The organism is Legionella resiliens, from assembly GCF_021344005.1.
Lineage (GTDB): Bacteria > Pseudomonadota > Gammaproteobacteria > Legionellales > Legionellaceae > Legionella > Legionella resiliens.
Map to the genome: position 1 here is coordinate 35,316 of NZ_JAJTND010000006.1, position 24,066 is coordinate 59,381.

Here is a 24,066-nt window from a genome sequence, read left to right on the forward strand (position 1 = left end):
TCTACTATCCAACTCAACGGAAAGTCCAACTTAAAAATAAAATGGAAATTTTTTGCTTTTTCACAGGCATACTTTATCTATATACCTTTAATCATTCTTTACCCTTAATTACCTTGCTCTTCTTTTTTCTCAGTCCAAAGTATTCCTTAATTCTGTTTTTTATTTTAGGTGTTGCGATGGCAGGAATGCATCAAGCCCTTGTTTCACCCAAAGGAATACCCAAGCTCACTCTACTCCCTAAAGTAACCGTGCAAGGAACAATTGCATCGACTCCTAACCAAGATTTTACCAAAACCCAATTTTTATTTGCCCTTGAACGATATAATCATCATCCGGCACAAGGATTAATCCAATTATCCTGGTATACTAATGCACCAAAATTGCATGCAGGACAACGCTGGCAATTCACGGTCAAATTAAAAAAACCTCGGAATTACCTTAATCCTGGAAGTTCAGATTATGTAGGCATGCTTGCCGCACGACATATTCAGTGGACTGGCTATATACTCTCCAAAAACAATCAAGTGTTCCCTGAGGCAGAACCACATTTTAATTGGCTTCTCTTGCGTGAACATTTGGGAGCTAAACTCAGCCAATTAGCACCCAACCAATCCACTGCAGGCGTTGTTGAAGCATTGACTTTAAATTTAACTACCCATATTAGCCAGAAAAATTGGGATCTATTTAGACGTACGGGCACCACCCACCTTTTTGGGATCTCGGGAGAACACATTGCATTGGTATCGGGGATAATTTATTGGCTGGTTCGCTGGCTATGGTCTAAAAGCTCCCGATGTTGTTTGTTTATCCCAGCTCCCTATGTGGCCAGCATGAGTGGTCTTTGGGCTGCTTTATTTTATGCCTTTTTAGCAGGGTTTGCTCCACCGGTACAAAGGGCATTAATCGGGTGTTTCTTTTATACGCTCTACAGCTTGGGGAAACAACGTTTTTCCACTTGGCAAATATGGCGTTATGCCTTATTTGGCGTTTTATGTATTGAACCACATGCCGTATTTATGCAAGGATTTTATTTTTCATTTCTTGCGGTAGCGTGTTTGCTTTTAACTCAACAACGTTGGCGATTAAAGGGTTACAAAGGAAAGTTAGCCTTACAATTAAGCTGCTTAATTGGGCTCATGCCCTTAACCCTATACTGGTATTCTTATGGTTCAATTAACGGCTTTATTGCAAATTTATTTGCTATTCCTCTCGTTGGTCTTTTGATCGTCCCCTTAGCATTAATCACGATGACCCTTTGTTCATGCAGGATTACTGCTCTTTTAATGAAACTCTTATCGTTGTTGATTGCCTTGTTATTTAAAGGATTGTACTTGGTTGAACATATAGCAATCATGAACATTAATGGGTCTATTTCCCATATTGGGTTGGTTGTTATATTAATGGGGGCTTTGCTGATGTGGGTTCTACTGCCAATTAAACCCTTTCAATGGATTGCACTGTTATGGATACTGCTCCCATTTTTTCCGCCCCGTACTGTATCATCTCCAGGAGAAGCACTGATTGATATTTTGGATGTTGGCCAAGGTTTGGCAATTGTCATTAGAAGCCAACATCATACCCTGATTTATGATACTGGAGATCGATTTTTTCAAGGTAATGATCTAGGGAAAATGGTGATTTTACCCTATCTTAAAACCTTAGGAATAAAAAAAATTGACTTTGTGGTCATTAGCCATCCGGATAAAGATCATCGTGGCGGACTCGACTCGCTTGAAAAAGAAATACCAGTGGATCAGTTATTAGTCAATGATCCACATTACTATGATCATGGTGTGAGATGTCATGATTACCCGCAGTGGGATTGGAATGGTGTTTCTTTTCGTTTCTTGCCGATTACTGCTCACTTTAAGAATAAAAATAATAATTCGTGTATTCTACAAATAAGCACCAAGGCTGGAAAAATATTATTAACAGGGGATATTGAAAAAATAGCAGAAGATTATTTAGTAAAAACTTATGAAGCAGAGCTTGCTTCGGATGTTCTGATTGTCCCTCATCATGGCAGTAAAACCTCGTCTTCTTATCGATTTCTACTTGAAGTTGCGCCACACTATGCCATAGCTTCTTTAGGTTTTGATAATCGTTTTCACTTTCCTCATGCTAAAACTTTGGCAAACATGAAATCATTGAATATCCCCTTTTTTAGAACAGATCAGTGTGGCATGGTACGACTTGCCTTGCCGGCTCAAGGTGAAATAAAAAAACCTATTTGTTTTAGCGGTCTTGATGTAATCTAAGCAAAATGCAGCATGGATACAGTGAACCTATCAATCCTGGATTTTCTCTTCGTTTCACGCGTACGAAAATACTTGCGCTGCAAAAAACTCCCACTAAAATTCAATGCCTGAATTTCGGTCGCACTTTTTTTAAAAAAAGCTATAGTAACTATTGAAATAACTGTTTGAGCGATTCATGTTAACTAAAGAATATTATCAGGCCTTACTTGCTAAAGACTCTAAATATGAAGGTGTATTTTATGTTGGAGTTAAATCGACCGGAATATTTTGTCGACCTACCTGTCCTGCAAAAAAACCAAAATTTGAAAATTGTGAATTCTTTCAAACAATTCAAGAAGCACTCCTTGCTGCATATAGACCGTGTAAGCGCTGCCAGCCGTTGTCCTATCCGAATCAAGCTTCCAATGTAATTCAAAAATTGGTTGCGGCTGTAGAAGCCAACCCTGAAAAGAGATGGAAGGACAGGGATTTTGCAGCATTAGGAGTGGATACATCAACTGCACGCAGGCAATTTAAAAAGCGCTTTGGGATGACCTTTGTTGCTTATGCACGTGCACGAAGAATGGGTATAGCCATGAAACAAATCCGTGAGGGCTCAATAGTGATTGAAACACAACTTAATGTAGGGTACGGATCCAGCAGTGGTTTTCGTGATGCTTTTTCTAAAATAATGGGTGCAGCACCTTCGCAGCTGACAAAACATTCTAAGGTTTTGAAAGCATCCTGGTTCGATTCACCTCTTGGACCAATGCTGGCAGTAGCTGATGAAGAAGCTTTATATCTCTTGGAATTTGTTGATAGAAGAGGCTTGGAGCGTGAAGTAGAGCGGCTGAGAAAGAAGATGAAAGCAGCCATTATCCCAGGAGATCCTTCGCCAATTCGTTCAATTGAAAAAGAGCTTAAAGCATATTTTGCAGGGACTCTAAAACAATTTAGCACCCCAATACAGATGCTGGGCAGTCCTTTTCAAAAAATGGCTTGGCATGCTTTAACACTTATTCCATATGGGGAAACGAGAAGTTACGCTGAACAAGCTCAAGCACTAGGAAAACCCACTGCTTACAGAGCCGTTGCCAATGCTAATGGTGCAAACTCACTTTCGCTAATTGTTCCTTGTCACCGAATCATTAATTCCAGTGGCAATTTAGGTGGTTATGGCGGAGGGATAGCTCGTAAGCAATGGCTTATTGAACATGAACAGAAAAATAAGTAAATACGTCACTCATTCACTAAGTGGCCTCGATGAAGCTTAGCGAAACTGGGGAAATAATATCCACGCTTCACTATGCCTCTACCAGGCTACCCCAAACTAGGAGCGTCCACCAAAAAGTTTGGTCAATGAAAGAGTAAAAGAAAATGGAGATGGATTAAAGCCACTGTTTTCTTCCGAATCATGACTTACTCCTTTCTCTTCTACATATTTTTCTTCTTTTTCTTTTTCATCTTTACCACGTAATGAGGGTTTTGGTGTTGGAGTAAAAGCAGATAAACGAGTAGGTTGATTCTGTAGCTCCAAATTAGGAGCATATGCTTTAGGAAGTAGGTTTCGCTTGACTAATTCTTTGATAAACGTATCGCGGACAATTAATTCATTTTTATTTAGCGTTATCGTGAAGTCATCCACCGGGACACCTTCTTTTTCTAAGGCAATTTTAAATTGTTCAAAGGCCTTTTTCAGTGTCTGAATAAGTTCCCGAATTTCTTTTTCATCTAATAAAAGGCTGGGTTTAGGACGAATCGTTATTACTCCTCGCTTACTGTCATGACTAAACAATAAAAACTCAGCCATTTCTTCCAAATCAAATAAGTCGAGTTTTAAGGAGTCTTGCACAGTTACTTCTGCATCTGCATACAAATCCAATGGCATGCTCTCGAAAGCCTCTTTATTGTTCATACTCATACTGTGTTGTGCAGATGTTTTGCTTTGAGTTTCAAGGAGATTGTCGCTATTTGAGCCACTGCCACCGCCACCGCCTGATCCACCAGGTCCTTTGCACTTGCACACAGGAAGTTTGGCGGCCTTACATAGACCGCAAGGATTTTTTTCTATGAGGGCTTGTATGTCATCTGGTGCAGCTTCTTGCGCTGCATGTTGTAAATCGGGCATCTATCCACCAGTCACTTATCATAATGCTAAAGAATTTATAATAGCAGCAGGCATATCACCTTTAGACATCCGAAACTATTATTTACATTTTCTTAACCATTTATTTCTTCTATAGACACTGCGCTTTCCACCGAACCATGATTAAGAGTGCAGAACGTACCTCTCTTTATTTCAAAAATCCGATATAAGTTCAACGGTAATAATAACGAATGCAAAACAAAAATCGGATAAAGGTTACTCCCAAGAGCATAAAGAATAAATGCTACATTGGAGCAGATTGCGAGAAGACGTAATGTCAAAATCCTTTTGACATAGAAAGTCGCTAAAACCAGGCAACAGGCAACATAGCCAATAATTTCGATCGTTGATTCCATTTCAACTCCCAACTTTACAATCCATTCCTATTCAACATACACCTAGTATGCGAGACTCGCAAGTAGCCTTGGAATTGGAATTCGATAAAACGAAGCAAAATATGCTTATAAAATAAGCAATAAATAAGTCAGTTAGATTTCTTGGTTTTTCTGCTCAGAACGATGAAGGTAATGGGGTTACTGAAGAAGGGAGCGAGGATATGTAAATTCGTTCATTTACAAAAGTAATTGATTCTCGCTCAAATGTTGTTTTTATTGCGGAAAGCACCTCATCTCGTACGGTTGCTAAATCATTTTTTGACCAATACAATACTTTAAGCTCAATGCAAAAAAATAGCCGAATAGGAGTAGAAATAAAGCAAAAGCAAAACGCTCCCAATCCAGATGTTTCAGATATTCCAATGTGTTGTTCATAGGGAAACCTAAAGTCGCCGAAAACCATCAAATAGTATCAATTTTTACCCATAGATACTATCAACCTGTGGTAATCTTTTGAGATGAGCGTCTTAGGATAACCCGACTGTTTTTTACTTATTATGCATTTTAAAAAAACCGCAGACTCAGGCCACAAGTTTAAAAAAACATTACTTAATTAATAACAGGAATCTTGATACCAGCAATGTCCATATTGATTACATACACGAACAGATTGACACTCAGGATAGTAATAATCGTTGTAGTAAGGAACTCCAATGACAACACCAGGTCCCACCCAACCGCCGCCCCAGCCCCCATAATAGCCGCCGCGCCAACCACCGCCATGATAATAGCCGCCATGCCAGCCGCCACCATGATAATAACCACCGTGCCAGCCGCCATGCGCAAAACTTGCTCCAGCAGTAAATAGGCCAAGAGCAAAAACTACTGCACGCATCATACTACTCATAGAATTTCTGCTCATAATAATTTCCTATTTTCTAATAATTTATAGTTTAATTATATCGTAAATTCGCTTTAAAAATAGTGGGTTTGTTGATTTTTTGTAACCTTTAACTCTATATTTGAAATACCTCTAATAAAGAGAAATAATAAGTTCCTCTTTCATATTTAGGGCAATTAATGCAGCTTACTCAATTTACTGATTATTCATTACGCGCTTTAATTTATATTGCGATAAAACAAAATACATGCACCATTAATGACATTGCTACAGCCTATGCAATTTCACACAATCATCTAATAAAAATCATCCATAATTTATCTAAATTAGGAATTGTTAAAACAATTAGAGGAAAAAATGGCGGCATTATCATGGCTGAAAATCCCGCGGAAATTAATCTCAAAACACTTGTTTTGCAGCTTGAACCTCACTTTGATTTAGTACCTTGTTTTAATAAAGAAGCAAATTGTTGCATCGCCCCAATCTGTAAATTACGAAAAATTCTCATTGATGCACAAAGTGCCTTTTTTGCGATCTTGGAACAATTTAGCTTGGCAGATATTATTCAAAACAAAGTGGAACTCTACCCATTACTCAATCTTGCTCCTAAAGGAGAAAATCTCGATGCACAAAATAAAAATCAAGCGAATTTATGAAAAACCTGATTACGCAGACGGGTATAGGATATTGGTTGATAAGTTATGGCCTCGCGGAATTAAGAAAGAGACAGCTGCTATAGACTTATGGCTCAAAGAAATTGCCCCAAGCACTGCATTACGCCAATGGTTTAATCATGAACCTGATAAATGGCAAGAGTTTCAAAAACGCTATGCTCAAGAACTCACAGAGAAACAAGAACAACTCGCAACGATTACTTCTCAAGCAAAAAGTCAGACTGTAACTTTGTTATACAGTGCTCAAGATGCAAAACACAATAATGCTCAGGCCTTACTTGAGTTAATTCATGCAGAAAAAAATAATTAGAATTGGTACTATTTTAAAGTTGTATTTAAAATGAAACTTTATTATCATTATCTCACTTGTATCAGCGGGTAGTAGTGATATGACTGAGCTGAATAAAACACATATCGAAAAGCTTGTGACTCATTTTTACCGAAAAGTACAAAAAGATAAGATCCTTGGCCCAATTTTCAATGATACAGCACAGGTTGATTGGGATGAACATATCCCCTTGCTTTGCCAATTTTGGAATAGCATTATGTTGAAAACTCATGAGTATCACGGTAATGCTTATCAAAAACATATCCTATTAAAACAACTCGCCCAAATTGAGGAAGCACATTTTGTCCGTTGGCTTAATTTATTCCAGGAAGAAGCGGTAAATCATTTGCCTATGAATGCTGCCAAGGACATTTTTCAAAAAGCCTCCTTCATCGCAGAATCTTTAAAATATGGGATGTTAGGCCAAGGAAAAAGAGTTAATGAATATGATTAAACCACTAACTCGTGATATCCTCATTACCTTAATTATTAAGTTTAGCTTATTGATTTTATTATGGATAATTTGTTTTAAGGATGTGGAAAGATCACATCAAAGCAATGAACAATGGCTGTTAGGTACAAGTCAACAAAAGGAATATATTCTTCCTAAAGAAAAATGAACAGAAAATCCCCAATACTTTCTTATAGATAAGCAGGGCGATTGAGCAAAATTTTATCAATACAGTATATGACATGTGAGGTGAGCAATGATTCCTGGTAGTGATCTGGTCGATCTTTCCCGTTTACAATTTGCTCTAACAGCGCTTTATCATTTCCTTTTTGTCCCACTGACATTGGGCTTATCGCTAATTTTAGCGATAATGGAAACAATCTATGTAATGACAGGCCGAGATATTTGGCGACAGATGGTCAAATATTGGGGAATTCTCTTTGGTATTAATTTCGTTTTAGGTGTAGCTACCGGTCTGACTATGGAGTTCCAATTTGGTACCAATTGGGCCTATTACTCCCACTATGTTGGCGATGTTTTTGGTGCCCCACTGGCTCTTGAAGGACTTATGGCTTTCTTTTTAGAAGCTACCTTTGTCGGTTTGTTTTTTTTCGGCTGGGACAGATTAAGTCGCTTTCAACATATGTGTTGTACCTGGTTACTTGCTTTAGGTACAAATCTTTCTGCATTATGGATTTTGATTGCTAATGGTTGGATGCAAAATCCTGTTGGAGCAGAGTTTAACTTCCACACGATGCGGATGGAGGTTACCGATTTTGTTGCAGTGATGTTTAATCCGGTCGCTCAAGCCAAATTTGTTCATACTATTAGTGCTGGTTACGTCACAGGGTCAATTTTTGTCTTATCCATTAGCGCTTACTTTTTATTACGGGGCAGAAACATCCAATTTGCCAAGCGCTCTATAACTGTGGCTGCAAGCTTTGGACTTGCATCTGCTTTAGCTGTAGTCGTATTAGGCGATGAAAGCGGTTATCTTGATAATCAAAATCAAAAAATGAAATTCGCAGCAATCGAAGCCATGTGGCATACCGAAAAAGCCCCAGCAAGTCTTACAGTTTTTGGTATTCCTAATGAAGAAACAATGAAAACTGATTATGAAATAGAAATCCCTTATGCATTGGGATTAATCGCAACACGCGCATTCACGGAGCCCCTACAGGGTATTTCTGAATTGATTGAACAAGGAAAAGAACGAATCAAAGAGGGTATGCTTGCTTATGAAGCATTAACACGATTACAAAAAAATCCTAATGACGAGCAAGCAAAAGCTGATTTTACCGCACACAATAAATATTTAGGTTACGGTCTACTCTTGAAGAAATACACTGAAAATGTAGTTGATGCAACTGAAGATCAAATTAATCAGGCAGCCCATGATCTAAAGCCTCGAGTCACTCCTTTATTTTTCTCATTCCGTATCATGGTTGCTTGCGGATTCTTCTTCGTTTTCTTATTTGCAACAGGCTTCTACCTGTCCATGAAACGTAAATTACACACTACCCGTTGGTATTTGCGAATGGCATTCTATTCACTGCCACTACCTTGGATCGCCGCAGAGTTAGGTTGGGTAGTGGCAGAATACGGACGTCAACCATGGGTAGTCCAGGATATCTTACCTACCGCGATGGGTACATCCAGCATAAGCACTACTCAAGTATTAACATCCATAAGCGGATTCATTCTCTTTTACACAATTCTTGCCATAGTTGAAATTTTCTTGATGGTAAAATACATCCGTCTTGGCCCTGATAATATGGCGCACTAGGAGATTCATTATGCCTTTGGACTATGAAACATTACGAATTATATGGTGGATCCTGCTCGGTGTATTGCTCATTGGTTTTGCAGTCATGGATGGTTTTGACCTGGGTGTTGCTATGTGGCTGCCCTGGCTTGCAAAAACAGATATAGAACGACGCATATTAATTAATACCATCGGTCCAACCTGGGAAGGAAATCAAGTCTGGTTTATTCTCGGTGGTGGCGCTATCTTTGCTGCCTGGCCAGCCTTATATGCCCTCTCCTTCTCGGGTTTTTATTTTGCGATGCTCCTGGTTTTGTTGGCGCTCATCTTGCGTCCCGTTGGTTTTAAGTACCGTTCAAAATTAGAAAATCCTCGATGGCGCTCATTTTGGGATTATGCTTTATTTGTTGGTGGCTTTGTACCTGCACTTATTTTTGGCGTGGCTATTGGCAATGTATTACAAGGTGTTCCTTTTCATTTTGATGAATATTTGCGACCCTTCTACACAGGCAGCTTCCTTGATTTACTGAATCCTTTTGCCCTGCTGTGTGGTTTGTTGTCTGTGTTGATGCTTGCCATGCATGGTGCTTTTTTTCTTAACTTAAGAACCGAAGATCGCATTCAAAAGCGAGCCAGAACTGCAGGAAAAGTATCTGCCCTACTGAGTTTATTGATTTTTATAGGCGCTGGAATTTGGCTTCATTATGGTATTGATGGTTACAGTGTGACAGGAGTTTTAGCTCATGATGGTCCATCAAACCCGCATTACAAGTCAGCAATTCGACTAACAGATGCTTGGTTTTCCAACTACCGCGCTCTGCCCATAACTTTATTTGCTCCAGGAATCGGCATGATTGCGGCATTATTAGCATTAATTACTGCAAAACATGTTAAGACAGCTTTTCTTTGCAGCGCCCTTTCAGTAGCTGGCATTATCGCTACTGTAGGTGTCAGTATGTTTCCATTTATACTGCCCTCTTCGACTAATCCTGGACAAAGCTTACTGGTCTGGGATAGTTCTTCAAGTCAGTTAACTTTGTTTATCATGTTAGTAGGAACCGTTATTTTATTACCGTTCATTTTGCTTTATACCGCATGGGTTTATCATGTATTGCGAGGAAAAATAACTGAACAAACAATTACTAAAAACCAAGATACAGCTTATTAGGAGGTGTTTATGTGGTATTTTTCCTGGATTTTGGGTACCGGCCTGGCCTGTTGTTTTGCGATCTTAAATGCAATGTGGCTTGAACTGGACGACTCGAAAAATGAGTCAAAGTAAGTTAGGCACTTGGTGCTATCTGTTAGTGACACGTTAAGAATCTTGGGAAACGTCAGAGTTGAGTGCAAGTTGGATGTAATGATTCTCCAAAGCATGCAGCCATCCTATAATCCTACCCAACGAATAAATTCATTGTGAGCATTTAAATTAACTGATGAGTTTCCTTCAAAATAAACAGTGAAACTGTTCGCAAGGGAATTGTCTCTGACTAAATTGCCATTGATTTTGACTGCCTTGATTTTACCTAAATTGACAAACTGCATTTGCGTCTCATAATAACCGCCCCGGACTACTTTTAGAACCGGTATTACAAAACGAATGGCATTAATACCTTCTTCTTGACCTGTACTATCTGAATTAGTGTGATGAGACAAATAAAAAAGCTCTTGAGCATTCAGTGCAATGTATTCTGCATTATTAATCTGACGTCGTAACATTCGTGTCAATGGGGCTGTCGTATGAAATACCCGTTCATATGTATCTGCCGAAATGACTGTAACCGGTTTAGTTTCTGCATGTTTACTGCCTTTATATCCACTACCTACAAATAAAATAGCATCACGTTGTTCATCAGGTGCAGTATCAGGTACTTGTATGGTCAAGGAATTCGTATATTGAGGCGTGGAATTTTTATCACAATTTAAAAATTTTGATTTAGCAAACCATGTATCGCTAGGATAATAAATGACTAATAAAGATTTATCTTTTATGATATTAATAATTGCTTGAGAGTTCACCAAAGGAAGTGCTGGACATCCCCAGCTTCGTCCAGGTCTTCCATATCTTTTAATAAAGTCTTCTTCTACATACCACCCAGAATGCATTACCACGGCGCGTCCAGATGCATTATCGTTAAAATTACGGTCCAAACCATCTAAACGTAATGAAAGACCATCTCGACCATAATAAGCTTGTTGTGTTTGATAAACCCCAATACTACTTGCTTTGCTGTTGTGTTTATTAGAAAAGAAATTGGTCAATAAAGCACCGGATTTGATGCCATGCGACACATAAGTATGAAACAATAATTTTTTGGCTTTTAAATCAAACACCCAGAAACGTTTTTCGTTTGAAGGTAAAGAATAATCGATAATCGTTAAAATATGATTATGTTCCACATTATATTCAGTAGCACACCTAAGAGTAGAGAGTACCTTGTCGATCACGAGCGGATTTAATTGAGGTGCTTCATGAGTTAACAGCATTTTAATAACATTTAATGATTGGTCATTAATTTGTTCTGGCTCTGAAAAGGGGGTGATTTCGCTGATGAAACGAATATCACTCTTAATTGCTTGTGTATGGGGAAACTCCAATGGCAATTGTGGAAAAGAGGTTACAGTTACTGCTAAAAATAATAGCAGAAGAGCACTCATGATTTGTCCTTTTTTCTAGTTGTTCAAATCCTGTATTTTTAATATAGCTCAAATTTTTTAATACAACGGATAATTTTAAGAGATAAGAAATGATTTATTTTTAAATAGGCTGGATATTTTAAGAACGATGGGCTTTGCAGCCCAAACTCAATTGATTACATTGTTTTTACTTGAGACTCTTGCGCCCTTTCCTGATTTGGCTCATATTTGTAACAAATACTCGTTAATGCATTGGCGAAATACAACGCAGCATTTCCTGCACTCTCAGCGAGCGACTTCGAAGAGCAACCTAATGTCGCTGCAGCATAAACCGTGCCCAAACCCATAATATTAAAAGCGGCATTTCCTATACTGGTCAATGCATTGTCATTTTCACTGAAGGTAACTACATTAAGCGCAAGCGCTGCTACCTCAAAACCATTTTCCCAAACAGTTTCCGGATCAGAAAACATCCTGTACGCGGTCATCATGAGAAATAGTCCGTTTGTCGCTTGCATGGCTGCACGCCATTTATTTTCCTTATTAAAAAAACCTGGCATTTTTAATCCTCCTGGAAGTAGTTAGGTTTGATCGAACTTTAAACATGGCGTCCAGAAAAATCAAGCACTTTATTAAATTGATTATTCAGGAAATTCAAAAACACAGGTAATCTGGAATATATCTATGAATTTTTTCAGAAATAAAATATCAAACAATTAAAAACAAGCTAAAATGGATTGTTCTTCATTGAGTACTTTTTCATTCGTTTGCTCTCTAAGAGGTAGCGGTTTTGCGGCAAACAAATGAGATAAATTGTTCATTAACAAACGCACGGCACGCTTGTTCGGATGAATGTGATTTTGTTTTTCTCGGCGTATCTGCTGTTCCTCTGCAATAAATTGGCTTTTTATTTGAACCTTAATCGAATCATTCAAATTTGGAATAAGTTCAATTTGGCGTATTCCCCCATCCACAATATTTTGATACTCCCCTACTAATCCATCCACTTTAATTTTCCAAGCAGCGGCATCATCAATCATCTTTGCAGTTCTCGTTTTAAAGAAGGAAAAGTACTGGGCGAGGAAATTAGAAATTTTCACGAAAAAACCATCATGTAGTTTGATGAATGCGCTCAAGGTTTGGCTCTTCGCCTGAAGATCCCGCAGAAAAGATGAATTTTCTTTTACAGTAGCAAATAGCCTAGAACTAGCTTGCACCGATTCTTTCATTATCTCATTTGCCTTTTGTAACAAAGCGAGTCGTTCAGAACCTTCTTGTGCAATCAATAGTTTTAACGCTTCGTCTTGATTAAAAAAACGATTATTTATGGCAGTAATCTGGTGCTCTTTTTTCTTTAGCTTTTCTCGTAAGTCCAGCAAACATGTATTTGCCAGATTTTTAAGTTCCGCTTTGCAGGTGCTATCCAGGGTAGCTGGGAGAGTGGAGGCAATCATGCTTTGCAATACTTGGGGTGTGGTAGTGCGATAAACAACCTTTATTGGTGAAGTCACCCAGCTCACTCGCTGAAGTACTTCTGAAGAAAGATCGGGAGATTCAACAATGTTTTTTAATTGCTTTATTTTTTCAAGTAATTGTTGTTTTGGGTCTTCTTCGGCAGTTTCTAAAAGAACTTGAAATAACTGCGCATGTTCTTCTATAAAATCTAAAAAATCTTTTCTTGCAGTGATTTTCTTATCATTTTCTTCTGCAAATAAAAGTAGTTTATTTACTGCTTCTATTTTGGCTTCTAAATCTGCCTTTTTACTCCGCTGTTCAATAAGACTGAAAATACCTGATGAAACTTTTTCTATATCTGCTTCAAGTGCATTAAGGCTTTCATGAATGGTTCGTTTTACAGTTGTCTCTGGCAGATGAAATTTGGGCACAGCAGGAGCAGGGCGCTTGGTATTATGTAACCCTCTTTGAAGTTTTGCGCTGTTCACAGGCTTAATACCTAATACTTTAAGATAACGTTCACTCAAGAGATCTTTAAAAGGTTTTAAAGGATCAGGTACAGTATCGTTCGTCATTTTTGCTGATTGCCCTGCCTTTAACTGTTCCATTCTTTTTTCTACTTGGAGTAAAAAAAGATCTATCTTAGGTTTGATTTGTCCAAGATCTACAAGAAGAGAAACTACAATTTGCGCTTTCCAATTCCCCTCTATTTGGGCAATTGCTAGTTTGATAATATGGAACAACATATAGGAGGACAGAAGAAATGTTTTATATTGATTTTTATCGGTAAAAGGAATACTGTCCAAAGTGATTAATTTCTCAATATCTCCAAGTAGAGCAAAAATATTACCTGCGGTATTATCTTTCCAGTTATCATATAAAGTGGATATAACCTCGCTGGAGTGGGTCAGTAATGCTAATTCTTTATCAGCATCCTCAGGCAGTTGTGCAATTGCTTCATCGATAAACAGCTTGACAAAAACGGCTGTTCCCCATGGGCGTGCATTATATTGATCAAAGTCGTTATATTTTGTCTGCGCATTCGCTTTGATGGCTTCAAGATTATCTACTGAATTAACGTAATTGCTAATAAGCAAAGCTGAGTTCAGCGCGTTTTGTTCTGCATAGAATCTGGTCCCACGCCATCGTTTGAAACGTTCCTCTTTACTCAGCATAGTGAGTCCAACGAATTAGTTAATCGATCCTTAAAATCCATTCTACAAAAACGGAAATTAAAATAAAACCATAATGCTCTAATAAAGTTAAAATTGAGAAAAACGAATAATATCAGCGAAATAATGCAAGTGTTTTTAAAATCAGCTATTCTAAATTTAAATACCTTAGGAGAAGCGGCATGCCATCAAAAAAAGGAATCTATCTTTTTACTCTAATTGGCTTACTGCTTGGATTCGCACTTGATGGGTTAATTCGCCATGAAATTACTAAGCTATTTGATTACACCTTAATCAGTCTTTTTGCTCTTTTATATGGATTGGCTTATAACGAAAAAAATTGTTTTCGCTTAGTCGCAAGCAGTTTCATTATCGCGCTGTTCCTGTCTTTACCCTTGCTTCCTATAGAAGCTCGTTATACTTCCTTACCTCTTGAACATTGGATTACATTTCTGGGCGCTTTCCCGTTATTTGTCTATGTGGGGCACTCATTTCACTATGCATTCCATCATGATAATACCTGGCGTATCAGTTATAACAGCTTATTTGCTGCGGTATGGAATACTATTCTTTTGCTTTTTGTTGCTTCTTTATTTTCTGCCTTAGCCAATGTACTTATCCTGTTAGGCTCTTTTATTTTCAAAACTGTAGGTAATGATTTTTTATGGAATTTATACTCCAATAATTTCCATTTTCAATTGATTTCCCATGTTACTTTATTTTTTATAGGATTAGGGGTTGGTCAGCAAAACATCAAAATTATCTATAGCTTGCGCTTTTTACTATTACGCATGATGTACTATTTATTTCCTTTCTTAGCATTGATTAGTATTGTGTATTTTATACTTTATCTAAGCCATCTTCTCAGTGGGGGTGAAGAATACGTCAATCCCCTGATTATTTTAATCCCATTAGCTGCATTAGGAATTATATTCTTTAATGCATACTTTCAAGACGGGAGTGTGGAATCAGGAGCTCCATCCTGGCTTAAGCTATTACTCCGTTTTTATCGCGTGATTTTATTCCTTTTGGTTTTAATGATGACTTATAAAATTTTCCAATCTTATTCTGTAGACGTTAATGTCGTCATTTGTATCATCACGGGGATTTTATACAGCCTGACTTATGCAATCACAGCCTGGTTCCCTGAAAATATGGAGCAAAAATGGGTGCGCATAGGCAATATTAGTTCTGCATTATATTTTATAATTATTCTTTTTTTATTCAATCTGCCTTATATGCCAATAATATTTCAGGTAGGATCCAATAATAGTTAGGGGGAAAGCCCCCTTTTCTTTTTTACTCTATATCTGGGGTAGGCCTAATATTTCCAAATCGTGAATTTTCCTCAACCACCTGATTGACAAACGTATTTCCGTAACCAATCCAGCAACCTTTTTTAATGGTCGTTCCTGGACCAATAGTGGTCGCCATACCTATGAAAACATTGTCTTCAATAATTACCGGCGCAAGAAAGAGTAAACTACCAACATCAGAGTGACAACTTATTGACACTCCACTCGCAAGAGTGACATTTTTTCCTATAGTGATTAATGGGCAATCAACTAAATCTATGTCAAAAGAATTTACAATTTGAAAGGAAACTTTAGCTCCTAATGCACGCCAATAAAAAAACTTAATCACATTGAATGTTTGCAACAAAGGGGTTAAACCTACTACTTTAGCAGAACGAGCAAGTGCAAAATGACAAAACCAGGCAATAGTCATCTGATTCATTTCACGTTTGTATCGGCCCGGTTTCAAGCGGGGCAAACACAGCCTAATTACTGCGATAATCACGATAAAAGAAGCAAATAAAACAAAAGGAGCGACCAGAAGAACGAACCAAGTGTATGCATAGCCATGATAAATAAATAAACCCGTTACGCTAAAAGCAACAACACTAGGCATCAAACTAAATAAGATGGATACCAGGTCAATCATAAGAAGCATAGAAGTAGTTAATTCAGTTTTTCCCGGAGTTTTTTTTGACTTGGTTTTATTCTTCTCAGTCATAACATGATGTTCCTTTTTTTATAATAGCTTGGCGTAGGCGAAATCATAACAAATTTTCCAAGTGATCCGGAGACATTGAAATTCATTTTTCCGTAATTACTTGCTGAGAAATAAGCTTTGGTTTGGTCTGCGCGTGACTATCCGCTAATAATTCATCTTTTGGCACTTGGAATAAAACTATAGGCAGTACTTCTTTGGTACTCACGCCGTGGGCATAAGGTTCACTAATTTGCATTAAACGTTCGTGCATCTGTACCAATATGGAATCAGATATTTGAGTTGTATCGTCTGTAACAAAAACAATCCTATTCCCCAAACTATTCCGGGCAAAATACCAGTGAGGCGCTACATCAAAAGAAATCTCGCACAACATTTCCTGCAACTCTTGGCCAGAAACAGAACAACTTTCCAATTTAAGCATTTGCGTTTTATAACAAAATTCAAGCTTTGGTGCTTTATTTAAAAAATCGATACATTTCACTACATCTTTTAGCTGGTAACGGACAAATCCCATAGCTGTAGTTAAAAAAACTTCATAATTTTTGCCTTGCTCTAATTCCCAAGATTGTAACAGGTTTTCTTTTTTAATCGGCTTTCCTTCTTCAATAAACTCAGCAATATGTGCGCCAGGATGCAAAATACCCCCAATCTGATTGTCAATTGGGACAGTAAGCCAGCCTTCTGTAGCGGAAAAAGTGCCATCAACCATCTCAATCCCAGGTCCTAATAACTTGTGTAATTGTCGTGCAGGATATTCACAAAGACTTGAAATCCAACATCCAACAACAGTCAATGACGGCCAAAACTCTTTGAATGTGCTTGGATCTTGGTGTGTCAATTGACGCAAATAACGCTGACGTTTCTTTGTAACCTGAAGCGGCGGCAAAAAGTCGGGAACGACTTTTTCACCTAATAAAAAAGGTAAAAAATACTTAAAATTTGTAAGACAACGCTCAAATAAAGCATCAATAACCATGGGGGTCACGGCAAATATTGCACTCAGATCAGATGCTAAAGCATACAAAGCAGACCATTGCATATAGACTTCCGAAGTATCGAATACTTCATTAGGCATTGCATAAAAACGTTTAATAAAAGAAGGCAAATTACGGTAATTAAAATTGCTAATCCAGCCTGAAGGAATGCCGCCTGGTGACGTTCTATGAGAATCTACTGCAGCCAAATACAGTATCTTTTCTCGAAACAATCCATGAAAACGCTGAGTCAATGTATAAATATAAGGAGGCATGGTGCGCTGAAACTGTCTCTGAAAAGATTGAGTAATTGGAAAAAATTTTCGAACACCGGCTGTTCCTGAAGTTTCTGACCAAAAAAGCAGTTTTTCTCCATTAAAAGGCTGTATAAGACTGTATTGTGCTGCCAAAAGATCTTTTTCATAATCTTCATAGGTTGTAATTGGAAAATCATCCAGATTTGACGTTTGGAGATTTTGTAATAAAGGAGGCCAATAAGCAGATTTTTTTAATAAAGGTACAATCTCTTGATTCCACAGCCTGTCACGGGAACGATCGGGGTATTTGGTATCTTCAATAAAAGCCTGATATTTTTTTCGGGTAATTGCTGCAATTAATCTTCTTTTCCAATTCATTCCCATAGCCAAAATGAATACGATACGAAATGATAACCGCAAAAACTAAAGTTGGCCATCGGGTATTTTAATTGGAATCATAGAGAGCATTTTATTTTGCTCATAAAACAGAACTAAATGCTCTGCCATAGACTCTTGCAACTTAGGCTCAATGTTTACACGCCCATTTAATTTATTAAGAATGAATTGAATTGCCAAATTAAGCCAGTCCAAACCCAGTGATTCTCTAGCCATTAATTCCTGATTATGATACCAAAAATGCACACAACAACTTGCTGCAAAAATCCAGCAATAGTGCTCCGCCAAACGAAAAGCAGTAAGGCTGCGTGGGTCAAATTGCTTTTTCTCTTGTAAAGCAAGGATTTGTCTATCCAAGCGCTTTAACTCCCTTCGAATCGCTTTGATTAATGTATTGATTTTTTTCGATTCCAGCACAGATAAACCCGCCAAAATATCGTCCTCAGTAGGGGTGAAAAGACCTAATCGCTCCAGAGATAACTCTGGACAAATACTATTGAGGTTAAAAATCCCCTCCAATTTTTGTAACTGACTCGGAGGACAATCTCCTCTCATTCTCACTTGGGGCACTAAATTACCAGCAATCACCGATAAATTGACCTGACTACTCCCATCAAATAAACCCACCACTTGGATATCACGTCTGATTTTTTGAAGCATAGCCCACTCTGTTGTACGTAAATAAGCACGTGCACCCATTACTGTGCTGCATTCTTCAACGATTCCTTCCGTTATTTTGGGAATGAGAAATTTAACAATAGCAGACCAAAAAGATAATTTTTCAGGGATCACCGATGCAGCACGAGCAACTGCTATGGCAGTACAATCTGCAATAAGCAACTGGGTAAACTGCTCGCCCAAGCGCTGTTTTACCACGGGAATTTCATACGCGGTTTTCCCATACAAGTGTCTTTGTAAACTAAAAGAAAGCGTTAGTCGCAAGGCAGTATCTGCTGCACCCACAGAAAAGGAAGCACATAAAGTACGTGAAACCTGTAAGGTTTTATAAATGATTTCCAAACCACGTTTTTCGCCCCCAATCAACGCATCATGAGGCAACAAAACTTTGTCTAAAGAAAAGCCGCTTATGTCCAATCCCCTGACCCCATGCGTAGGGAGTTTTGGTGTTGGCATAAAACCCGATTGAATTGCCGATTTATCGAGAAAAAAAACAGAAAAACCTAAAGGGCCCCCTCGCTCATGAGTACGGCAAAGAAGAGTGACACTTTGCCCCTGAGTAGCAAAATTAATGCACCACTTTCTCCCAGATAGCTCCCATCCATTCTTGCAAGGTTGAGCGGCTACCTCATTCGCCATGATATCAGAACCATGCTCTTCTTCGGTTAAAGCACATGCGGTAATTTCACCTCGACGTAACGACTCTACCAAATCTTTTTTCTGACGTTCATTTCCTGCTATCCAAAGAGGTAAGGAACCCAAAAATGACAAACCCAAAGCAATACCAGTAGTTAAATCACGTCTACATAGTGATTTTGCTAAAAAAAACGCGACATCAAGCGAAACAAAACGCCCGCTAAGGTGTTGAGGGATTAGGTATTCCATAAATCCCCACTGCTGAATGAATCTGATTTGCGGCCAGGCAAGCTCTTCTTGCTCATCATAGTGCAAGACTTCTTGAAAATTTATGGGGTAACTATCCTGTTTTGCAGGATTTCCCAAATAAGCTTCGAATGAATTAATTAATTGCAGCAAATCATGGTAAGAAGACATAATGATCCTTACTAACTGTAGCGTTCCTCCTTCCGAAGGGAAGAGGTACTTATCAGAATGAAAGAAACTTGCGTTTTTCCCTCCCCCTAACACTCACTGCCATTAAGTTAAGTGGATGTTTCTTCGCCTACGTTCCGCGACTTGTTCGCGGAATCCATAAATTTGACTCTGTAGCTGGATCCCGCGAACAAGTCGCCGGACGTAGACGAACTAATTTTTCTATACAATAGAATGTCGCGCAATCGCCACATCATCCATTTTGCGATCTAAATACGCCAAATATTGAGCCAATCTTCCCCGTATTTGTTGAGGAACAATAATTTCATCGATTAAACCAGACCTATATGCCTCCACTAAAGAAGGATCAAGATTGTGCGCATCATTCACTTGATGTTTCATCTCAACAGATACTTGTCCATCAGTACTTTGAATTTTTTTCGTAGTCTCTTTGCCCATCACGCCAAGTGTTGCAGTCTCTAAAGCCAAAACCAAATCTCCTTGTTGAGACGCAGTTTGCATCAGTAGAAATGCTGCAGCGCCATAACATTTCCGAACAATCACACTCATCCTGGGTACGCGAGTCTGCATCGCAGCACATAGCCTTGCTCCATGCTGCAATAATCCTTTTTGCTCTTCGCGTTTTCCAGGCATAAATCCAGGAACGTCAATTAAAGTAAGCACTGGAATACGGTATGCATCACATATCCGAATAAATTTAGCTGATTTTTGCGCCGCATCTGAATCAATGGCTCCACTAAAACGAATACTCTGATTTGCCACAATGCCCACCGCATATCCATGAATGCGTACAAAAGCACAAATGATAGCCTGGCCATAGGCGCTTTTGTATTGCCATACTTCAGAGTTATCTACAAGTGCTTGAATTAATTCGAGCATATTAAATGGCACTCTCGGGTCCGTCGGTATATTGGGCAAGCGATGCAAAGGCTCCTGAGCGGAGCGTACAGGAGGACATTCCCCGCTATGTGAAGGAAAAAAGTTGAGCATCGTTTTAACATGATTGATTTGCGCGCTGATGCTGTCATCAACAAAATCAGCAATGCCAGTAGTACTCGCGTGCATCGCTGCCCCCCCTAATTCACTCATACTGACTTTTTCACCAATTGCTTGTTGCACTACCATAGGGCTGGTTACCATCAGATAACTACGGTGCTTGTTAAAAAAAAGTAAATCCATCAATACTGCAGAATAAGCAGGTGCACCAAGAGTTGGGGCCACAAGCACCGCAAATTGCGGAACCATACCGGATAAGTTGATATTACGTGCGATAATTTGCGTGTACTCATCACCACTTAATAAATTTTCTTCCAAAGAAATACCGGGAGACGCTAAAAAAGCGATAATAGGAATCCGTAAATCTTTGGCTCTATCCATGAGGCGCACAATTTTTTTTGCGCCCTGGCTGGTAATGTACCCTCGGTTCACGGAATTATTATGGGCATATACTGCTACAGGCCTTTGATTCACTTGAGCTAAACCCGTAATCACTTCAGCCCCAAATTGCAAATGAGACTGATTATTTATGGCATAATCTGTAAGTAATGGAAGAAAACTGTGTTCATCAATAAGATTTTCTATCCATTTCATCGTGGTTTTATCAACAGACGATGAAGACATATTGACACTCAACTTTTAATTAAAATTTATATAAAATATACACTTCGTCATTACTGGGGTCAATTTTCCTAAAAAATCAGCTATAATTTAGGCTCATTGAATTCATAGTGTAATCGAAATAAAAGCAAACGAAAAAACAATTTAAAGGTAATGTATGGAAATTTTGCATCCCCACATCCGTTTTGATATTACAGCTGCATCTCGTGTTCTTCCTGATTCTCCACCAGTTACTAATCTGGAAATTTTACAAAACTTTCCACGAACTTCAGGTCACACTTTATCCTTTTTAGAAAAATTTGCTGAAAAAATTGGTGAAGAATTTGGTTTTTATTCCCGTTATTGGTGCCATAAACCTTGGGAATCTTTAGATAAGTCTAGAGAGTTGACTGCTGAATCTTTAGCTACTGAAGCATTACAAAAACTGTTAGCGGATTATGACTCAAAAAAAATACACGCTCTTTTATTGGGCTCTACTACCAATAAACGATTTACAGGCTCACAAGCTGCAGCGGTTCTTGGAAATTTAGGAATAGATGCTCCAGCTTATGATTTAAAAACTGGCTGCTCGACCTCCTTATCCACACTTCATCTTGCCTATGCCTTAATGGCCCTGGGTTACACTAATGTGATAGTCAGTTGTGCCGAAACTTTATCCAAAGTAATCGATCCGGAAAATGAAAAAACATGGATAGGATTAGCCGATGGGGCAGCAGCCTTGCTGATGGAAAAAAAGGAAACCGGTGCATTCGCTGTTGAAAAAACCTTTTTTTCTACAGAGGGAAAATACGTTGAAGCCTTTACCACTCAGGGTGTTTTCCCCCCTACCAAAGAGCAAATCGACACTATAGGCTATCATTTGATTGGTGATGAATCCCTAATGAAAGAACTGGCCTATGCTAAGTACAAGCACATGCTGGATCATTTATTACCTACTGAAGAAGATAGAAAAAACATCACCTGGATTATTCCTCATCAAGTGAATCGCAAATTAATTACTCAACTCCTCCAAGAGTACCAAATGAGTCACAAGGCAATCATTTGGGATTCAGATACGATTGGAAATGTTGGTGGTGCTTCTGTTCTTTATTCTTTGGCAAGAGCAGTCGAAGAAAAGATTTTTGATAGGCCTGGAAAAATACTTATGATGAGCGTTGGAGGCGGTCTCTCTTATGCAGGCCAAGTCTTGCAATTCCATAGGGATGTTTAATGAGTAAAGAGATTTTCAATTGCCTATCCCTAATGGATGCTGTTCGCTACAGGGCCCTACATACGCCAGAAAAAGTAAGTTGTACTTTTATCAATAGAAATCTAGAAGAAAAAATGACTTATGCTGAATTGGATGAACGGGCCAGAGCCATTGCAGCGCAATTACGCGTGCAAGGAGCAAAGCCTGGAGATAGGATCTTATTATTATTTTCTCCCGGACTTGCCCTAATCCAAGCTTTTTTCGGCTGTCTTTATGCAGGTTGCATTGCTGTACCTATTTATCCTCCAGCCCAAGCCAAATTATTAGATAAAGCACATCGCATTATTCGCAATGCAAAACCTGTATTTGTGATTATGACTGCTGATCATCTAACTAAATTTGCGACCCTGGATCACAAAGGAAAACCGTATTTAGATAAAGTTCCATGCTTAGCCATAGACAGCATGGAACTGCAAATAAGTGCTTTTTGGCAGCCGCCCTCTATTCACGAACATCAGATTGCTTTTCTTCAGTACACGTCGGGATCCACGATGCATCCGAAAGGGGTCATCATCACTCATAGAAATTTACTGGATAATATCCAAAAGATATTCGCTGCGTTTGAATTAAATGAAGAAACCATATCTTTCAGCTGGCTCCCGCCCCATCATGATATGGGATTAATAGGCTATATTTTGACTCCTATTTATGCAGGCATACCTACCTATCTGATGTCCCCTTTTTCTTTTTTACAAAATCCTCTTTCCTGGTTACAAAACATTAGCAAATATCGAGCAACCATAAGCGGCAGTCCCAATTTCGCTTACGATTATTGTGTGAAACGGATCAAGGAAGAAAAAAAACAAGGATTGGATTTAAGCTGCTGGCGAATTGCATCGAATGGTGCGGAGCCTATCAGAAAAGAAACATTAGATCATTTTTATCAAGCATTTAAAAATTATGGATTTCGCAAAGAAGCCTTTTATCCTTGCTATGGTTTGGCTGAGGCTACTTTATTAGTGACAGGTACCATTCCAGACACACCCTATCGGACGCTCTCCTTAACTAAAGAACAATATCAGGATCATCGAGTCCATTTTGCTCAAGAAGAAAACTCACAGAGTCACAGTTTAGTCAGTTGTGGTCGATTTATTCAAAGAGTGAAAATTGTGGATCCAGAAACACGGGCGCTTTGTGATAATGACCAGATTGGTGAAATTTGGGTACACAGTGACAGTGTAGCCCAGGGGTACTGGCAACAAGATGAAGAAACACGCCATGCATTTCATGGTAAAATTTCTAATGATCCAAGCAACCAATTGTATTTAAGAACTGGAGACTTGGGGTTTGTACATGAAGAGGAATTATATGTGACGGGCCGCATTAAAGATTTGATTATTCTTTATGGAAAAAACCATTATCCGCATGACATAGAATATTCCATTCTCCATTCCCCAATCCATGAGTCCCTGGGTAAATGCGCTGCTTTTGTCATTCAAACAGGTCATGAATATGAACTCACTGTTCTGTGTGAGATAAAAAACCGTTTCATGTCACCTGACGAGCAAGATACTTTATTCAATACCATCTTTGAACTGGTTTATCAGACCCATCAACTCGAGATTCATCATATTATTTTTATCCCGCTTAAAGTCATGCCGCATACAACCAGCGGCAAAATTCGTCGAAATTTCTGTCGGAAACATATATTGGATAATACACTGCCTGTAATAGCTACGTGGCGGTTAAATAAGGTTGAGGGTTAAG

At 38.6% G+C, this 24,066-nt stretch carries 23 protein-coding genes; 12 read left to right on the plus strand and 11 right to left on the minus strand.

Going from position 1 to position 24,066, the window contains the following annotated elements:
* Positions 1-41 precede the first annotated feature (41 nt).
* Together LXO92_RS15560 and LXO92_RS15565 are read left to right on the plus strand one after the other, a co-directional pair.
* Complete coding sequence (locus LXO92_RS15560) at positions 42-2,258, plus strand: DNA internalization-related competence protein ComEC/Rec2 (protein ID WP_232891288.1); 2,217 nt, start codon at positions 42-44, stop codon at positions 2,256-2,258.
* Positions 2,259-2,433: 175 nt separating this feature from the next.
* Positions 2,434-3,471 (plus strand): bifunctional transcriptional activator/DNA repair enzyme AdaA, encoded by a 1,038-nt coding sequence (locus tag LXO92_RS15565; protein ID WP_182350427.1) that lies wholly within the window; start codon positions 2,434-2,436, stop codon positions 3,469-3,471.
* Between the two features lie 96 nt (positions 3,472-3,567).
* Here the strand turns inward: LXO92_RS15565 and LXO92_RS15570 are convergent, their stop codons facing one another.
* The 4 genes from LXO92_RS15570 to LXO92_RS15580 form a co-directional block, all read right to left on the minus strand.
* A complete protein-coding gene (locus LXO92_RS15570; RefSeq protein WP_232891289.1) occupies positions 3,568-4,365 on the minus strand; it encodes a hypothetical protein in 798 nt (265 codons plus the stop codon).
* 92 nt (positions 4,366-4,457) lie between these two features.
* A complete protein-coding gene (locus LXO92_RS15575; RefSeq protein WP_182350429.1) occupies positions 4,458-4,739 on the minus strand; it encodes a hypothetical protein in 282 nt (93 codons plus the stop codon).
* 285 nt (positions 4,740-5,024) lie between these two features.
* Positions 5,025-5,153, minus strand: coding sequence for a hypothetical protein (locus LXO92_RS17170; protein WP_255465984.1), 129 nt, complete (start codon positions 5,151-5,153; stop codon positions 5,025-5,027).
* A 178-nt stretch (positions 5,154-5,331) separates the two neighbouring features.
* A complete protein-coding gene (locus LXO92_RS15580) occupies positions 5,332-5,640 on the minus strand; it encodes a hypothetical protein (RefSeq protein ID WP_182350430.1) in 309 nt (102 codons plus the stop codon).
* 158 nt (positions 5,641-5,798) lie between these two features.
* Here LXO92_RS15580 and LXO92_RS15585 point away from each other — a divergent pair, with 158 nt between their 5' ends.
* The 7 genes from LXO92_RS15585 (at position 5,799) to cydX (ending at position 10,119) form a co-directional block, all read left to right on the plus strand.
* On the plus strand, positions 5,799-6,275 hold the full coding sequence (locus LXO92_RS15585) for an Rrf2 family transcriptional regulator (protein ID WP_182350431.1): 477 nt from the start codon (positions 5,799-5,801) through the stop codon (positions 6,273-6,275).
* The gene (locus LXO92_RS15590) at positions 6,244-6,603 is read left to right on the plus strand and encodes a DUF488 domain-containing protein (RefSeq protein WP_182350432.1); all 360 of its coding nucleotides are present in this window, start codon (positions 6,244-6,246) and stop codon (positions 6,601-6,603) included. The genes LXO92_RS15585 and LXO92_RS15590 overlap by 32 nt, the downstream gene beginning before the upstream one ends.
* Positions 6,604-6,682: 79 nt before the next feature.
* Positions 6,683-7,075 (plus strand): group III truncated hemoglobin, encoded by a 393-nt coding sequence (locus LXO92_RS15595; protein ID WP_232891290.1) that lies wholly within the window; start codon positions 6,683-6,685, stop codon positions 7,073-7,075.
* The gene (gene cydP, locus LXO92_RS15600; protein ID WP_182352905.1) at positions 7,062-7,241 is read left to right on the plus strand and encodes a cytochrome oxidase putative small subunit CydP; all 180 of its coding nucleotides are present in this window, start codon (positions 7,062-7,064) and stop codon (positions 7,239-7,241) included. The genes LXO92_RS15595 and cydP overlap by 14 nt, the downstream gene beginning before the upstream one ends.
* An 87-nt stretch (positions 7,242-7,328) precedes the next feature.
* Positions 7,329-8,858, plus strand: coding sequence for a cytochrome ubiquinol oxidase subunit I (locus LXO92_RS15605; protein WP_182350434.1), 1,530 nt, complete (start codon positions 7,329-7,331; stop codon positions 8,856-8,858).
* 10 nt (positions 8,859-8,868) lie between these two features.
* A complete protein-coding gene (gene cydB, locus LXO92_RS15610) occupies positions 8,869-10,005 on the plus strand; it encodes a cytochrome d ubiquinol oxidase subunit II (protein WP_232891291.1) in 1,137 nt (378 codons plus the stop codon).
* A 9-nt stretch (positions 10,006-10,014) separates the two neighbouring features.
* Positions 10,015-10,119: a cytochrome bd-I oxidase subunit CydX gene (gene cydX / locus LXO92_RS15615; RefSeq protein ID WP_058460063.1), complete on the plus strand. Its 105-nt coding sequence runs from the start codon at positions 10,015-10,017 to the stop codon at positions 10,117-10,119.
* Positions 10,120-10,223: 104 nt separating this feature from the next.
* Here cydX and LXO92_RS15620 read toward each other — a convergent pair whose 3' ends face one another.
* The 3 genes from LXO92_RS15620 to LXO92_RS15630 all read right to left on the minus strand — a co-directional run bounded on the left by LXO92_RS15620 (position 10,224) and on the right by LXO92_RS15630 (position 14,104).
* On the minus strand, positions 10,224-11,495 hold the full coding sequence (locus LXO92_RS15620; protein WP_182350436.1) for a murein L,D-transpeptidase catalytic domain family protein: 1,272 nt from the start codon (positions 11,493-11,495) through the stop codon (positions 10,224-10,226).
* 155 nt (positions 11,496-11,650) lie between these two features.
* Entirely contained in the window at positions 11,651-12,034 is a 384-nt protein-coding gene (locus LXO92_RS15625; protein WP_182350437.1) for a hypothetical protein, read from the minus strand.
* Positions 12,035-12,190: 156 nt separating this feature from the next.
* The gene (locus LXO92_RS15630) at positions 12,191-14,104 is read right to left on the minus strand and encodes a hypothetical protein (RefSeq protein WP_232891292.1); all 1,914 of its coding nucleotides are present in this window, start codon (positions 14,102-14,104) and stop codon (positions 12,191-12,193) included.
* 179 nt (positions 14,105-14,283) lie between these two features.
* Between LXO92_RS15630 and LXO92_RS15635 the strand changes: the two genes are divergently transcribed.
* A complete protein-coding gene (locus LXO92_RS15635) occupies positions 14,284-15,378 on the plus strand; it encodes a hypothetical protein (RefSeq protein WP_232891293.1) in 1,095 nt (364 codons plus the stop codon).
* 22 nt (positions 15,379-15,400) lie between these two features.
* Here the strand turns inward: LXO92_RS15635 and LXO92_RS15640 are convergent, their stop codons facing one another.
* From LXO92_RS15640 to LXO92_RS15655, 4 genes are all read right to left on the minus strand, one after another.
* Positions 15,401-16,117 carry a DapH/DapD/GlmU-related protein gene (locus tag LXO92_RS15640; protein ID WP_182350440.1) on the minus strand — a complete coding sequence of 239 codons (717 nt, stop codon included), beginning with the start codon at positions 16,115-16,117 and terminating at the stop codon, positions 15,401-15,403.
* Positions 16,118-16,199: 82 nt separating this feature from the next.
* The gene (locus LXO92_RS15645; protein ID WP_182350441.1) at positions 16,200-17,726 is read right to left on the minus strand and encodes a GH3 family acyl-acid amido synthetase; all 1,527 of its coding nucleotides are present in this window, start codon (positions 17,724-17,726) and stop codon (positions 16,200-16,202) included.
* A 45-nt stretch (positions 17,727-17,771) separates the two neighbouring features.
* Positions 17,772-19,475, minus strand: coding sequence for an acyl-CoA dehydrogenase family protein (locus LXO92_RS15650; RefSeq protein WP_182350442.1), 1,704 nt, complete (start codon positions 19,473-19,475; stop codon positions 17,772-17,774).
* A gap of 219 nt (positions 19,476-19,694) precedes the next feature.
* Entirely contained in the window at positions 19,695-21,113 is a 1,419-nt protein-coding gene (locus tag LXO92_RS15655) for an acyl-CoA carboxylase subunit beta (RefSeq protein ID WP_182350443.1), read from the minus strand.
* Positions 21,114-21,267: 154 nt separating this feature from the next.
* Here LXO92_RS15655 and LXO92_RS15660 point away from each other — a divergent pair, with 154 nt between their 5' ends.
* Positions 21,268-22,320 (plus strand): 3-oxoacyl-ACP synthase III family protein, encoded by a 1,053-nt coding sequence (locus LXO92_RS15660; RefSeq protein ID WP_182350444.1) that lies wholly within the window; start codon positions 21,268-21,270, stop codon positions 22,318-22,320.
* On the plus strand, positions 22,320-24,065 hold the full coding sequence (locus LXO92_RS15665; protein ID WP_182350445.1) for a fatty acyl-AMP ligase: 1,746 nt from the start codon (positions 22,320-22,322) through the stop codon (positions 24,063-24,065). The genes LXO92_RS15660 and LXO92_RS15665 overlap by 1 nt, the downstream gene beginning before the upstream one ends.
* Position 24,066: the final 1 nt, after the last annotated feature.